Origin of the sequence: Pantoea rwandensis, assembly GCF_000759475.1 — a bacterium.
Lineage (GTDB): Bacteria > Pseudomonadota > Gammaproteobacteria > Enterobacterales > Enterobacteriaceae > Pantoea > Pantoea rwandensis_B.
In genome coordinates, this window is sequence record NZ_CP009454.1 from 3,266,608 (window position 1) to 3,281,327 (window position 14,720).

Here is a 14,720-nt window from a genome sequence, read left to right on the forward strand (position 1 = left end):
CACTCTCCTGAATGGCGGAAGCGAAGAAGTCGGGTGCACGGAAATTTGTGCGCCAGAATGGTAAAGGCCTCTGGCGCAAAAGTAAATTTAATCAGGTGATGCGGAGTTGATCGAAATCAGCGCTTACCGGTATAACGCGCCAGCAGGCTGCGACTCGCTTTCAGGCCGTTGTAGAGCGTGGGATAGTACCACTGCAGTTTCATGCGTTTACTTTCGCCCGTCACTTTGCGTATCAGTTGGTCAATGGTAACATGCCACTCCTGCGGGACATTAATGTCATTTTTACGCATCTCGATCAAACACCCGTACATCACGGGTTCGTAATAACGATCAAGTAACCACTCATCCGCAGCCAATCCCCACGCCTGCATGAAGCGCTCGCTGTTACCTCGCGCAATAAAGTAGTTTTCCACCCATGAAAACGTCGCTTTTCGTTGTGAGAGCGAGGTCACCATAAATCGCTTGTAGTAATAGCTTTCGTGAGAGAACACCACTTCTTGTGCCTGCATGTACAGCGCGAACATAAAAGGAGCGTCTTCATGGTTTTGAATTGGCAAAAACGTCACACCTACGCGTTCGATAAGATGGCGAGAAACGATGCTGCTCCATAACACGCGGTGCGCTGACTGATGAGTCATCATGTGGCGCAGCGTTGTGCTGCCCCCCGGGAAAGCCCCCTGCATCTTCCGCTGATGAAACGGCTGATACTGACGCTGGCCGAGCGGTAAATCAGTAAACATTTTGGCGCCAAAGCAGAATAATTCCATTTCTGGATGCTGCGCTTTGGCCCGTTGAAAATCAGCAAACAGCGTTATACCGACGAAGTCATCTGCATCCATAAAGTAGATGAAGTCACCCGTGGCGATCTCCAGTCCGCGCGTACGAGCAGCACTCACGCCGCCGCGCTGAGATTGTAATAATGTCATTTGCGGATAGCGTTTAGCCAGCTGCTGGAGTAGCTCCACGCTGTTATCGGTGGATCCGTCATCAATGACAATAATCTGGTCGGGCGGCGAAGATTGCCCCACTAGCGAATCAATGGCTTCTTCCAGCCAGGGGGCACAGTTCCAGTTAGGAATGATCACCGTGATGGTCGTTTTTGTACGCTGATCGCTCATTCTCTCTCCTCAACATTAAAGCCCTTATTGAACGGCAGATGCAGACGTTTAATCACCAGACTGTGTAGCAGACAACACACGCCCAAATTCACCATGCCAAACAATCCAAGCCACAGCAGATTAAGCCAGCGATTTTGATCCCAACTGATCGGCAACAGCGAGCAGAGCCATGCCATCACGCCAGCCACCACCCACACCAACATTACGTCACGCGTCAACCACGTAAAATGGATGCCTGGCGCGAAACGGCGATGCACCAACCACGCCCAACCGAAGAGATAGAAGACATTTTGCCCTAACCACAGCCAGCCCGTGCCATGGGCACCGAAATGGAGAGCGGCAAAGATGTTGAGTGGCACCAGCACAATGGCGAAACAGGAGAAACCTTTAACGTGAAGCTTGAGGTTGCCGTTGATGTATTGCAGGTGATAAAGCAAACCGCAGATGGCCTGCACTCCGCTGCCCAGCGCATACAAACTGAGCACGAATGACATCTGATTCACCACTTGCTGGTTCTGTGTCCATGCCCACAGCAGCGGCGCGGAGAAACAGGCAATCGTAATACTGAGCGGGGCCATGAAGATCGCGACCGCTTGGGTGGTATAGCGATACAGCACGAGCGACTGGTCATCACCCTCTTTTTTGGTTTTCATCCCGGTCATGCGCGGCACGATGGCCTGCATAATCGGGCTGCTCAGCAAAATAATGCCAGTTGCGGCCGTGGCCACCACGGTAAAGGAGCCGTATTCACTCAGCGGCAATGTTTTTGACAGCACCAGACGGTCGATCTGGGAAATAAATGTCCAGACTGCACTGGCGTAAGCCGCGCTGAGGGCAAAGCGAATAAAAGGCTTCAATACTTCTTTAAGATTTTCATGCTTCTGCCTGCGCGCCGAGGCCGGCACCAGTTGGAAGCATTTGTAAATCAGGCACACCGCTTCGGCAATCGAGACCAACAGTTGCCAGATAAAGAAACTCAATACTGGATTAGAGAACAGCTGGATAACCAGTACGGCGCCAAAGGTGCGCAGTGTGACGATCACCAGATTGACGCCATTCAGCCAAACCTGATGTTCAAAGCCGACAATAACGCTGCGATAAGGGCTGGTCCGCCAGCGAATGGCCGCGGTAATCACCATAATTGCTACTGCGATAACCACATCCGAGGACGGCAAATGCTGGGCGTCCAGCCAGTGATGGGCAATCCACGGCGTTGCCACCCAACCGATGACCACCAGCACCACAGTTGAAATCAGGAAGAATTTCGACAGCGCAGCAAATAACGAGGGGAACCAGATAAACTCAGTTTGATTAGCGCGATAGCGGGCCGCTTCACGCATCAAAGTGGTGGATACCCCGGCATCCAGCAATTGCAACCAGGTTAACAGAATCGAAAAGAATCCGACTAAACCATACGCTTCCATCCCCAAATGATGAATATAAAGCGGTACTACCAGAATACCCGACAGTGTCAGGTAAATCTGACCAACATAGTTGGCGATGGCGTTTCGTTTAATTGACATAAGTATCGAGGCGTCTGGGAAAATTCGCTAAAAATAGAGCCTGACACAGAACAGCATAACTGCCTACCGGACTTATTCTTAATTTCAGCACTGGTGCTAAAATGCGTTTTTTCCCACATTAGGTAAGACCGATTAATGAATTCCACATAGGAATAAATATGTATCCTGCCCTTCTCGCATGCGACAAAAGAAAGGATGACAATTTCATGAATGGCTCATCATCGGTAACATTTTTATCGCTGCCGAAGCGAATTATTACATTTCACTTACTACTGTTGCCACAGAATTATTTAAACTCAGTGGAATAAACAGGAATCATGCTGCTCGTTTTAACTCTCTTCCGACTTTAAAATTCAGCAACAGGATAAACATATGCGGACGCTGAATAAGCAACCACTCTTTGATATTGGCTGGCTCAAATTGCCCACCCAAAAATCGAATGGCATTAATCACATATTCCGGCACGGCTGTACCATTGTACAACGAGAGATAAATCATCAAGCGGAAAGAGTGCATTAAATAGGCTTTCTCAATTTCCTTTTTTAATGGCGAGTCCTTTAAAGCCATTTTCAGGGTGCTGTAGGCCTGCATAAAGGCATTGTACCGTTGCTGGAAGTACTCCTGACTCTTACGGCTGTTAGTCAGTGACCCGTTGCGCACGCGTTGGTGGTAATACACTTTCTGACTTACCCACGCATGATTTGAGAGAACGAAAGCCGAAAGGGTGAATTGGTGATCCTCATGAATCCGGTCACGAAAGCGCAAACCATGCTGCTGCACCAGACTTTTTTTCACTGCATAATTCCATGCAGCAGACGTGTAACTGCCGTTGCGCAGCAGGCGCGAGAACACCTGTGAGGACGGCTGTTTCCCGAACATCTCATGCCGCACTTTAGGACGTGTAACCTGGCGTTGGTGATCCTCAAACATCTGCGAATTGAAGCAGAACAGTTCGGTCTCGGGATGCGCCTGATACACCTGCTGCAGTTCAGCCACCAAGCCATCTGCAACAATATCATCCGGATCGCAGAAAAACAGGAACTCCCCTTGGGCTGCCGCCATTCCTGTATCACGCGCCTGTCCAGCGCCGCCATTTGTCGTGGTGATGATTTTCACTTGCGGCAAATGCGCGTAATGCCGCTCGACCAACGCCAGCGTGCCATCGGTAGATCCATCATTAACAATAATAATCTCATTGGGCGAATCAATTTGTTTAAGCAATGCGTCAACACATTCGACAATATAATTCTCTACGTTATAGGTAGGAATAATAATAGATAACAGGATTTTAGACATAAACCTTTCCCGAAAACGGTTGAAAGAAATGAAATGCCACTGGCAAGAAGTGCCTGTGTAAAAGCATTGCGCTAAAAGGTTAAACGCAATGTAAACGGCCAGATTGTTATTTCGGGATCAGTTAAGCAGATAGGATTTTAGTTTCACAGGGCCAAAAATTAATTAAGAGATTTAAACCATTAGCAATACATCAATCCTGCTAACTCCTTTATGAAATAATGCATACCTCACATTAATGCCTTTAACTTTTGTCGCATCTGATGAGGGAAAGTTACACATTTTATGTGCGAATAGATGTCAGGGAATACTTATCTATAAAATATAAACAGATAGATAACCCCCTCCCGCAAAGCCTGATAAGTTAAATGAAAAGTAAACAGACCTTAGCGCTCAATTGATTTATCTCATTTTTTTTCACTTTTTCAACTGTGCGACTTCACTTCATTATTTTCACTTGTCCATCAGTCCAGGTTTTTCGAAACGTAACTGTCGTTACAGATATCCGCACAGAAAATAATCTTTCTCATGCAACGATGAGTTGTCGTTTCATTCATTGTTAGTAATCATTCCCAATGGTAGTAAAGTGACCTTTTAGGACTATTCGCAATTCGTCAGCGCTAACTCTGCCACCTCTATTTTACTCTGATGAACCCTTTTGCATTTTCCGCCTTTTGATTGCCGGATAAATCATTTAAGCCCATCACCTCGCTCTGCCAGTATTGAACACATCAGTTCTCAATATCAGATAATCAATAACTTTCAGTTATAAGGAGTGACCATGCGGGTTATTACGCTGGCGGGCAGCCCTCGCTTCCCATCGCGCTCTACTGCACTGCTCAGCCTGTGCCAGCACGCGTTGGAAGCACGCGGTGTTGAAGTCATTCCCTGGAATATTCACAACTTCCAGGCAGACGATCTGCTCTATGCACGCTTTGACTCCCCAGCCCTCAACGCGTTGAAAGCCGACCTGGCGCTGGCAGACGGACTGATTGTTGCCACCCCCATTTATAAAGCGTCATTTTCGGGTGCGCTGAAAACCCTGCTTGATTTGCTGCCAGAACGCGCCCTGGAACACAAGGTGGTGTTGCCATTGGCCAGCGGCGGCAGTGCATCCCATTTGCTGGCCGTGGATTACGCGCTCAAGCCGGTATTGAATGCCCTAAAAGCCCAGGAAGTGCTACATGGCGTGTTTGCCACCGACACGCAAATAGTGAATTACGACCGCCAGCCAGAGCTGGATCCACAGCTGGCCGATCGCATCGACGACGCGCTGGATACATTCTGGCATGCACTGCATCGTCGCCATCAAACTTACGCACAAGCGGTATAAAGGAAGAATCATGAAAAGGATGTTTACAGCTTTACTGCTACCGGCCTTTGCCGCGCTGATTGCGCTGAGTGCCAACGTTAATGCCGCTGATGCCCCGGCGCAGCTGCGTGTGGGATATCAAAAGGGATCGGTGAGCATGGTGTTAGCAAAATCTCACCAGATGCTGGAACAGCGTTTCCCACACACACAGATCAAATGGATTGAATTTCCAGCAGGACCGCAAATGCTGGAGGCGCTGAATGTCGACAGCATTGATTTAGGTAGCACCGGTGATATTCCGCCGCTGTTTGCACAGGCAGCAGGCGCGGATCTGCTTTATGTCGGTTCCGAACCACCGAAACCTCAGGCTGAAGTGATTCTGGTGCCCAAAGACAGCCCGATTCAGCGTGTTGCCGATTTGAAAGGCCATAAAGTGGCCTTTCAGAAGGGCTCCAGTTCACACAACTTATTGTTGCGTGCGCTGGAGCAGGCCGGCCTGAGTTTTAAAGATATCCAGCCCACCTATCTGACCCCTGCCGATGCGCGAGCCGCTTTCCAGCAGGGCGATGTTGATGCCTGGGCAATCTGGGATCCCTACTACTCTGCCGCCTTACTGCAAGGCAACGTGCGCGTGCTGGCTGATGGCAGCAAGCTCAACCAGACCGGTTCCTTCTATTTAGCCACACGCAAATATGCCGAAGCCAACGGTCCATTTGTCCAGCAAGTGCTGCAAACCTTTAGTGATGCCGATGCGCTGACCCGCAGCCAACGCGGCCAAAGCATCGACCTGCTGGCACAGGCGATGGGCTTACCCAAGCCGGTGATTGCCAGCTATCTCGACCATCGTCCACCCACCACGATTACGCCGGTCAGCGCACATACTGCGCAGGCCCAACAGCAAACGGCCGACCTGTTTTATGCCAATCATCTGATGCCGGTAAAAGTGAACATCACTGACCGCATCTGGCATCCACAGTCCGCCCAGCCATAAGGAATTGAATCATGAGCATATCCGTATTCTGGTTTCTCCCAACCCACGGTGATGGGCACTATCTTGGCACCGCCGAAGGTTCGCGTCCTGTCGATCACGGTTATCTGCAGCAGATTGCTCAGGCCGCCGATCGCCTTGGTTTTGGCGGCGTGCTGATCCCCACCGGTCGCTCCTGCGAAGATGCCTGGCTGGTGGCCGCGTCACTGATTCCGGTGACGCAACGTTTGCGCTTCCTCGTGGCGCTGCGTCCGGGCGTGATTTCACCAACGCAGGCAGCGCGCCAGGCCGCGACGCTTGACCGTCTGTCCAACGGGCGCGCGCTGTTTAACCTGGTCACTGGCGGCGATCCTGAAGAGCTGGCGGGTGACGGCGTGTTCCTCGATCATCGCGAGCGTTATGAAGAATCCGCGGAGTTCACCCGCGTATGGCGTCGCGTTTCAGAAGGCGAAACCGTGGATTACGAGGGTAAACACGTCAAAGTGCGCGGTGCACGCCTGATGTTCAAACCGGTGCAACAGCCACGTCCACCGCTGTGGTTTGGCGGTTCATCCGATGCCGCGCAGGATCTCGCCGCTGAACAGGTCGATGTTTATCTCACCTGGGGCGAGCCCCCGGCATTAGTCAAAGAGAAAATTGACCAAGTGCGTGCCAAAGCGGCTGCGCAGGGCCGTAAAGTGCGCTTCGGCATTCGTCTGCACGTCATCGTGCGCGAAACCAATCAAGAGGCCTGGCAGGCAGCGGATCGACTGATTGCTCATCTCGACGATGCCACCATTGCCAAAGCGCAGGCGGCCTTTGCCCGTACCGATTCTGTCGGACAGCAGCGCATGGCTGCGCTGCACGGTGGCCGTCGTGACAAACTGGAGATCAGCCCGAACCTGTGGGCAGGCGTAGGTTTGGTGCGTGGCGGTGCCGGTACTGCGCTGGTGGGCGATGGCCCAACCGTGGCTGCACGTATGCAGGAGTACAGCGACCTCGGCATCGAGACCTTTATTCTCTCTGGCTATCCGCATCTTGAGGAAGCCTATCGTGTCGGTGAGCTGCTGTTCCCACACCTTGATTTGGCTATCCCTGAAGTGCCGAAACCTCGAGTGGTGCAAGCGCACGGTGAAGCGGTTGCCAACGATTTCACCCCACAGAAAGTGTCTCAGAGCTAAGGAGTTCAGGATGGCAAAGTTTCAAAAACAGCTGAGTAATGCCCTGCTGCCCTGGGCCTTACCGGTGCTGCTGGTTGCGGTGTGGCAGCTCGCCTCTCAGGTGGGCTGGCTTTCAACACGTATTCTGCCATCACCGGAAAACATCATTATTACGTTCTGGAAGCTGACGGTGAGTGGTGAATTGTGGCAAAACCTCGCCATCAGTGGCTGGCGTGCGGCGATTGGCTTTGCCATTGGCGGCTCGATCGGCTTGGTGCTTGGCTTGATCACCGGCACCTCACGCGTGGGTGAACGTTTGCTGGATACCTCAGTGCAGATGCTGCGCAACGTGCCGCATCTGGCATTGATCCCGCTGGTGATTCTGTGGTTTGGCATCGATGAGTCAGCCAAGATTTTCCTGGTAGCGCTTGGCACCTTATTCCCGATTTACCTCAACACTTATCACGGTATCCGTAATATCGATCGCGGTCTGGTGGAGATGGCGCGCAGTTATGGTCTTTCTGGCTGGAGTCTGTTTATTCAGGTGATTCTGCCGGGTGCGCTGCCCTCGATCATGGTCGGCGTGCGCTTTGCGCTGGGCCTGATGTGGCTGACGCTGATTGTGGCTGAAACTATCTCGGCCAATTCTGGCATTGGCTATCTGGCGATGAATGCACGTGAGTTTCTGCAAACCGATGTGGTGGTGGTCGCCATCATTCTCTATGCGCTGCTCGGCAAACTGGCCGATGTCGCCGCTCAACTGCTGGAGCGCGTATGGTTGCGCTGGCATCCGGCTTATCAATTGAAGGAGAACGCATGAGCAACGCAACGTTAAGCCCGTCGCGTCTGAACAGCGGCACCCCGGTTGGCGTTAACGGCGTCAGCAAGCAATATGGTGATCGCACCATCCTCAACAACATCAATCTGCATATCCCGGCAGGGCAGTTTGTTGCGGTAGTGGGCCGCAGCGGATGCGGTAAAAGTACCCTGCTGCGCCTGCTGGCGGGACTGGAATCCACTTCGCGCGGTGAACTGCTGGCAGGGACTGCGCCGTTGGCGCAAGCTCGCGAAGACACGCGCCTCATGTTCCAGGATGCGCGTCTGCTGCCGTGGAAAAAAGTTATCGATAATGTGGGTCTGGGTTTGAAGGGGCGTGAATGGCGGGCTGCCGCGCTGGAAGCACTGGAGGCGGTAGGTTTAGCCGATCGCGCTAACGAGTGGCCAGCGGCGCTATCGGGTGGGCAAAAGCAGCGTGTGGCGCTGGCTCGCGCGTTGATTCATCGACCGGGTTTGTTGCTGCTGGATGAACCCCTGGGTGCGCTGGATGCACTGACGCGTATTGAGATGCAGGGATTGATTGAATCGCTATGGCAACAACATAACTTCACGGTGTTGCTGGTCACCCATGATGTCAGTGAAGCAGTGGCGATGGCCGATCGCGTATTGCTGATTGAAGAGGGGCAGATTGGGCTGGATTTAACCGTGGACCTCGCGCGACCACGTCGACGTGGGTCGGCGCGACTGGCGGAACTGGAAGCAGAAGTGCTGGATCGTGTGATGAAGCGCAGTCCGGCAGAGCAGCCGCTGAAATTCGCCCAGCAGCGTTAGTCGGATTCGAAGTCGAAGTCGAAGTCGATCGGGATAGTGCCACTGCCACTCCACGCAACCAGAGAAAGTGGCAGTGAGTTCAGCAAAAGCCGCATCATTGTGATGCGGCTTTTACCTTAACAGGCGTTCAACGCTTTGGTGATCTTCTCGTACAGATCGCCCGACAGCTTATCCAGCCCTTTTAACGTATCCAGCGCCTGACGCATCAATGCCTGACGACCGGCATCATAACGTTTCAGACGAATCAATGGCTCGATCATACGTGCCGCCACTTGCGGATTACGCGTGTTGAGATCGGTCAACATCTCCACCAGGAACTGATAACCACTGCCGTCTTTGGCGTGGAACGCTGCTGGGTTGCCGGCCGCAAAAGCCCCAATCAGTGAACGAATGCGGTTCGGGTTACCCATGGTGAAAGAACGATGATTGAGCAGTTCACGCACCTTGCTCAATGCGTTGTCCGCCGGGCTGGTGGCTTGCAGCACAAACCATTTGTCCATCACCAGGCCATCCTGATGCCAGCGCTCGTCATACGCGGCCAGCAAGGCTTCACGACACGGCAACTGCGCTGCCACTGCTGCTGAGAGCGCAGCCAGTGCATCCGTCATATTGGTGGCCTGCTGATACTGCGCCTGCACTAACTTATCCGCCTGCTCTACATCGGCGAACGCCAAATAGCTCAGGCAGACATTTTTCAGTGAGCGCTTGCCAATCTCTGCATGCTCTACCTTGTATTCCTGGCTCTGGTTTGCCAGATACACGGCATACAATTCATCGCTCAGTTCGGTTGCCAGCGCGTGTACCAGCGCGGCACGCACTGCAGAAATCGCCTGAGGATCGATCACCTCAAACAGCTCCGCGATTTCATTCTCGGAGGGCAGCGATAAAATCAGTGCCGTTAACGCCGGATCGCTCTGCTCTTCCAGTAACACCGCGCGGAAGGCATCCGCCACGTGCAACGGTAACGACAGCGGTTGTCCCTGCTGATGGCGTGCCACATTCAGGCGAATGTAGGTCGCCAGCAGGCTTTGCGCAGCATCCCAGCGCGAGAAATCATTGCGGGCGTGACGCATCAGGAATGTCAGCTGCGCATCACTCCATTTATAGTCGAGCTTCACCGGCGCAGAAAATTCGCGCAGCAGTGACGGTACTGGCTGGAAGTGCACGTTATCGAAAATAAAGGTCTGGAACTCCTCGGTGACATTCAGCACATGATGCACCGGATGGCCGTTATGCTGCAGCGGAATCACCTTGCCTTCGTTGTCGTACAGTTCGATATCCAACGGGATATGCAGCGGCAACTTCTCTTTCTGCTCGGCCGTTGGTGGCGTGTGTTGTGTCACATGCAGCGTGTACTGCTCCAGCTCAGGATTGTAGTCGTCACGCACCGTCAGCACCGGCGTACCGGCCTGGCTATACCAGCGACGGAACTGTGACAGATCAACATTGGAGGCATCTTCCATCGCCTGCACAAAATCGTCGCAGGTCGCGGCACTGCCATCATGACGCTCAAAGTAAAGCTGCATGCCTTTCTGGAAATTCTCTTCACCGAGTAAGGTATGCATCATACGAATCACTTCAGAGCCTTTCTCGTAAACGGTCAAGGTATAGAAGTTGTTCATCTCGATCACCTGATCCGGGCGGATCGGGTGCGCCATTGGGCTGGCGTCTTCAGCAAACTGCGCGCCGCGCATCACACGTACGTTGTCGATGCGGTTCACCGCACGCGAGCCGAGATCAGAACTGAACTCCTGGTCACGGAACACGGTTAAGCCCTCTTTCAGGCTCAGCTGGAACCAGTCTCGGCAGGTGACGCGGTTGCCGGTCCAGTTATGGAAATATTCATGCCCAATCACCGCCTCAATGCCGAGGTAATCTTTGTCGGTCGCGGTCTCGGCTTTCGCTAGCACATATTTGGAGTTAAAGACGTTGAGGCCCTTATTCTCCATCGCGCCCATATTGAAGAAATCCACCGCGACGATCATGAAGATATCGAGGTCATATTCGAGATTGAAGCGCTCTTCATCCCATTTCATGCTGGCTTTCAATGAAGTCATCGCCCAGTCGGCACGATCCAGATTGCCACGATCGACAAAGATCTCCAGCGCCACATCACGGCCTGAGCGCGTGGTAAAGCTATCACGCAGCACATCAAAGTCACCGGCCACCAAGGCAAACAGGTAGCAAGGTTTCGGGAACGGATCCTGCCACTTCACCCAGTGACGACCATCCTCATGACGACCGCTCTCCAGTTTGTTGCCGTTTGACAGCAAGAACGGATATTTCGCGGCATCAGCAATAATCGTGGTGGTAAAGCGCGCCAGCACATCCGGGCGATCCAGATACCAGGTAATATGGCGGAAACCTTCCGCTTCACACTGGGTACAGAGCGCATCACCCGACTTGTAGAGCCCTTCCAGCGCGGTGTTTTTGTCTGGATGGATGTCATTAATGAGGGTCAGCGTAAAGTTCTCCGGTAGCTGGCTTAACACCAACACACCTTCTTCCTCACGATAGTGTGACCAAGGATTGCCATCCACTGCCAGCGAGATCAGCGTGAGATCTTCGCCATCAAGACGCAGTTCGGCATCTGCAGCACCGAGACGCTTCACCTGACTGACGGCGGTCACGCGCGTGCAAGCCGCATCGAGGTCAAAAGTCAGGTCAATATCAGTGATGGTGTAATCGGGCGCTCGATAGTCGTGGCGATATTTAATTTGCGGCTGTTGCGTCATAAGTCCTTCTCGCATCGTTGAAATGTCTACCCGTCAAAGTCTAAGCGGGTTGCGCCTTCGTTGCCACGCACAATGCGTGCCTTTGCTGAAAAGGCTACAATTCATTAACAATGGCACAAATGACCCTCGACCTGCCACCCGCAATTATGGTGTGATCCCGGTCATTACTGTTTTATACTCCTGCGTCTTTATGACTTTGTTGACACCGGGCTCTGCTCCGCGGAAGAGGATGCTGAAACGCACCATGACTGGACATGCTTCCCCGATTTTGACCACGCTGCTTGATACCGATGCGTATAAGCTTCATATGCAGCAGGCCGTTTATCATCGTTACTATGATGTCCCGGTAACGGCAGAATTTCGTTGTCGCGGCGATGAATTGCTCGGCCAGTATGCCGATGAGATTCGCGCGCAACTCGATACACTGCCCTCTCTCACCCTGAGCGACGACGAATATAACTACCTCAGTGGCTTACCTTTCTTTGAATCCGATTACCTCAACTGGCTGCGCCAATTCCGCTTTGATCCTTCTCAGGTCAACGTACGCAATGAGAATGGCCGTTTGGCCCTTCAAATCAGCGGGCCATGGCGCGAAGTGATTTTATGGGAAGTCCCGCTGCTGGCGCTGATCAGTGAAGTGGTGCATCGACATCGCACACCGGACATTGGCGTAGAGCACGCGGTGGCTCATCTGCAGCAAAAACTGGTGACGTTCCGTGAACAGGTTGGCGATCTCGATATGTCGCGCTTCCAGCTGATGGATTTCGGCACACGCCGTCGTTACTCAAAAAACGTACAGGAAACGATCGTCGCGACCCTGAAAGCCGAATTCCCGTGGTTGGTGGGCACCAGTAACTATGATCTGGCGCGCCGCTTACAGCTCAACCCGGTGGGCACTCAGGCACATGAATGGTTCCAGGCGCATCAACAAATTAGCCCGGTGCTGGCCAACAGCCAACGTGCGGCACTGCAATCCTGGCTGGATGAATATGATGACCAACTGGGTATCGCGTTGACAGACTGCATCACCATGGATGCTTTCCTGCGTGATTTCGGTCCCGGTTTTGCACATCGTTATCAGGGCTTGCGCCATGATTCGGGCGATCCGGTGGAATGGGGCGAAAAGGCGATTGCCCACTATCAGCGTCTGGATATTGATCCTAAAAGCAAAACGCTGGTGTTCTCCGACAACCTCAATCTGGACAAAGCGCTGGCGCTCTATCGCCACTTTGGCCAACGCGCCAACGTGGTATTCGGCATCGGCACCCGCCTCACTTGCGATATCCCCGGCGTGACGCCGCTTAACATCGTGATCAAATTGGTGAGCTGTAACGGCAAACCGGTGGCGAAACTGTCTGACAGCCCAGGTAAAACCATCTGCCAGGACAAAGCCTTCGTGCGCGCCCTGCGCAAGGCATTCGACCTCCCTCTGGTGAAAAGAGCCAGCTAATCATTGATGCAGGGTGTTCGCACCCTGCGCTTTCACAACAAATCTCCCCTTTCCCCCTGCAAAATTGCTTGTTTCCTGATGGCTCGCAAGTAACATAGCAAAACCCCGAAATGGGGCTTTTATCCACTTCTATATATAGAGAGATATTTATGAGCGTAGTGCCTGTAGCGGATGTACTGCACGGCCGTGTCGCGGTTGACAGTGAAGTCACCGTACGTGGTTGGGTGCGTACCCGAAGAGATTCCAAAGCCGGTCTTTCCTTTATCGCCGTTTATGACGGTTCCTGCTTTAATCCCGTTCAGGCCGTCGTCAATAATTCTCTGAATAATTATCAGGATGAAGTGCTGCGTCTGACCACGGGCTGTTCAGTGATTGTCACCGGTAAAGTGGTGGAATCTCCTGGCGAAGGCCAGGCATTCGAATTGCAAGCGACCAAAGTGGAAGTCACTGGTTGGGTGGATGATCCGGACACTTATCCGATGGCAGCGAAGCGCCACAGTATTGAATATCTGCGTGAAGTCGCACACCTGCGCCCGCGCACCAACCTGGTCGGTGCGGTAGCCCGTACACGTCATACTCTGGCACAGGCGCTGCATCGCTTCTTCCACGAAAATGGCTACTTCTGGGTTTCCACCCCACTGATCACTGCATCCGATACGGAAGGTGCGGGCGAGATGTTCCGTGTTTCTACGCTGGACATGGAAAACCTGCCGCGCGATCCGCAAGGCAAAGTCGATTACGATAAAGACTTCTTTGGTAAAGAAGCCTTCCTGACCGTGTCTGGTCAGCTGAACGCCGAAACCTATGCCTGTGCGCTGTCAAAAGTCTATACCTTTGGCCCAACCTTCCGTGCCGAAAACTCCAACACCAGCCGCCACTTAGCGGAATTCTGGATGCTGGAACCGGAAGTCGCTTTCGCCAACCTTGACGATGCTGCTGCACTGGCTGAGGCCATGCTGAAGTATGTGTTCAAGGCCGTACTCGAAGAGCGTGCTGACGATATGGCGTTCTTCGCAGAACGCGTAGACAAAGATGCGATTGCGCGCTTAGAACGTTTTGTCACTACCGATTTCGCGCAGGTGGACTACACCGATGCGGTCGACATTCTGCTGAAAAGCGGCCAGACATTCGAAAACCCAGTCTCCTGGGGCGTGGATCTTTCTTCCGAACATGAACGTTACCTGGCTGAGAAGCACTTCAAAGCCCCAGTGGTGGTGAAGAATTATCCAAAAGATATCAAAGCGTTCTATATGCGTATGAACGAAGATGGTAAGACCGTGGCGGCAATGGATGTTCTGGCGCCGGGCATTGGTGAAATCATCGGTGGTTCACAGCGTGAAGAGCGTCTGGACGTATTGGATGCACGTCTGGCAGAAATGGGGCTGAACAAAGAAGATTACTGGTGGTATCGTGACCTGCGCCGTTACGGCACCGTGCCACATGCTGGCTTCGGATTAGGTTTCGAACGATTAATCGCCTATGTCACTGGCGTACAAAATGTAAGGGATGTTATCCCCTTCCCACGTACCCCGCGTAACGCTAATTTCTAAAATT

The 14,720-nt window shown here is 52.7% G+C and carries 11 protein-coding genes; 7 read left to right on the forward strand and 4 right to left on the reverse strand.

Annotation, left to right across the window (positions count from 1 at the left end):
• Positions 1–116 precede the first annotated feature (116 nt).
• The 3 genes from LH22_RS14980 to LH22_RS14990 all read right to left on the reverse strand — a co-directional run bounded on the left by LH22_RS14980 (position 117) and on the right by LH22_RS14990 (position 3,937).
• Complete coding sequence (locus LH22_RS14980) at positions 117–1,118, reverse strand: glycosyltransferase (RefSeq protein WP_038647774.1); 1,002 nt, start codon at positions 1,116–1,118, stop codon at positions 117–119.
• Positions 1,115–2,641: a lipopolysaccharide biosynthesis protein gene (locus LH22_RS14985; RefSeq protein WP_038647776.1), complete on the reverse strand. Its 1,527-nt coding sequence runs from the start codon at positions 2,639–2,641 to the stop codon at positions 1,115–1,117. Before LH22_RS14985 ends, LH22_RS14980 begins: the two co-directional genes overlap by 4 nt.
• 315 nt (positions 2,642–2,956) lie before the next feature.
• The gene (locus tag LH22_RS14990) at positions 2,957–3,937 is read right to left on the reverse strand and encodes a glycosyltransferase family 2 protein (protein WP_038647778.1); all 981 of its coding nucleotides are present in this window, start codon (positions 3,935–3,937) and stop codon (positions 2,957–2,959) included.
• Between the two features lie 778 nt (positions 3,938–4,715).
• Between LH22_RS14990 and ssuE the strand changes: the two genes are divergently transcribed.
• From ssuE to ssuB, 5 genes are read left to right on the forward strand one after another with little or no spacing between them, the layout of a single operon-like run.
• Positions 4,716–5,267: an NADPH-dependent FMN reductase gene (ssuE, locus tag LH22_RS14995; protein WP_038647780.1), complete on the forward strand. Its 552-nt coding sequence runs from the start codon at positions 4,716–4,718 to the stop codon at positions 5,265–5,267.
• Between the two features lie 10 nt (positions 5,268–5,277).
• Positions 5,278–6,237 carry a sulfonate ABC transporter substrate-binding protein gene (locus LH22_RS15000; RefSeq protein ID WP_156102804.1) on the forward strand — a complete coding sequence of 320 codons (960 nt, stop codon included), beginning with the start codon at positions 5,278–5,280 and terminating at the stop codon, positions 6,235–6,237.
• Positions 6,238–6,248: 11 nt separating this feature from the next.
• Positions 6,249–7,394: an FMNH2-dependent alkanesulfonate monooxygenase gene (ssuD, locus tag LH22_RS15005; protein WP_038647782.1), complete on the forward strand. Its 1,146-nt coding sequence runs from the start codon at positions 6,249–6,251 to the stop codon at positions 7,392–7,394.
• A 10-nt stretch (positions 7,395–7,404) separates the two neighbouring features.
• Positions 7,405–8,193, forward strand: a complete 789-nt coding sequence (gene ssuC / locus LH22_RS15010; protein WP_034820490.1) for an aliphatic sulfonate ABC transporter permease SsuC — start codon at positions 7,405–7,407, stop codon at positions 8,191–8,193.
• Positions 8,190–8,981, forward strand: a complete 792-nt coding sequence (gene ssuB / locus LH22_RS15015; protein ID WP_038647784.1) for an aliphatic sulfonates ABC transporter ATP-binding protein — start codon at positions 8,190–8,192, stop codon at positions 8,979–8,981. The genes ssuC and ssuB overlap by 4 nt, the downstream gene beginning before the upstream one ends.
• A gap of 116 nt (positions 8,982–9,097) precedes the next feature.
• Here ssuB and pepN read toward each other — a convergent pair whose 3' ends face one another.
• A complete protein-coding gene (gene pepN / locus LH22_RS15020; protein WP_038647786.1) occupies positions 9,098–11,716 on the reverse strand; it encodes an aminopeptidase N in 2,619 nt (872 codons plus the stop codon).
• A gap of 244 nt (positions 11,717–11,960) precedes the next feature.
• On the opposite strand from pepN, the gene pncB reads away from it, so the two are divergent.
• Complete coding sequence (pncB, locus tag LH22_RS15025) at positions 11,961–13,166, forward strand: nicotinate phosphoribosyltransferase (protein WP_038650193.1); 1,206 nt, start codon at positions 11,961–11,963, stop codon at positions 13,164–13,166.
• Between the two features lie 149 nt (positions 13,167–13,315).
• Positions 13,316–14,716 (forward strand): asparagine--tRNA ligase, encoded by a 1,401-nt coding sequence (asnS, locus tag LH22_RS15030; protein WP_038647788.1) that lies wholly within the window; start codon positions 13,316–13,318, stop codon positions 14,714–14,716.
• Positions 14,717–14,720 lie beyond the last annotated feature (4 nt).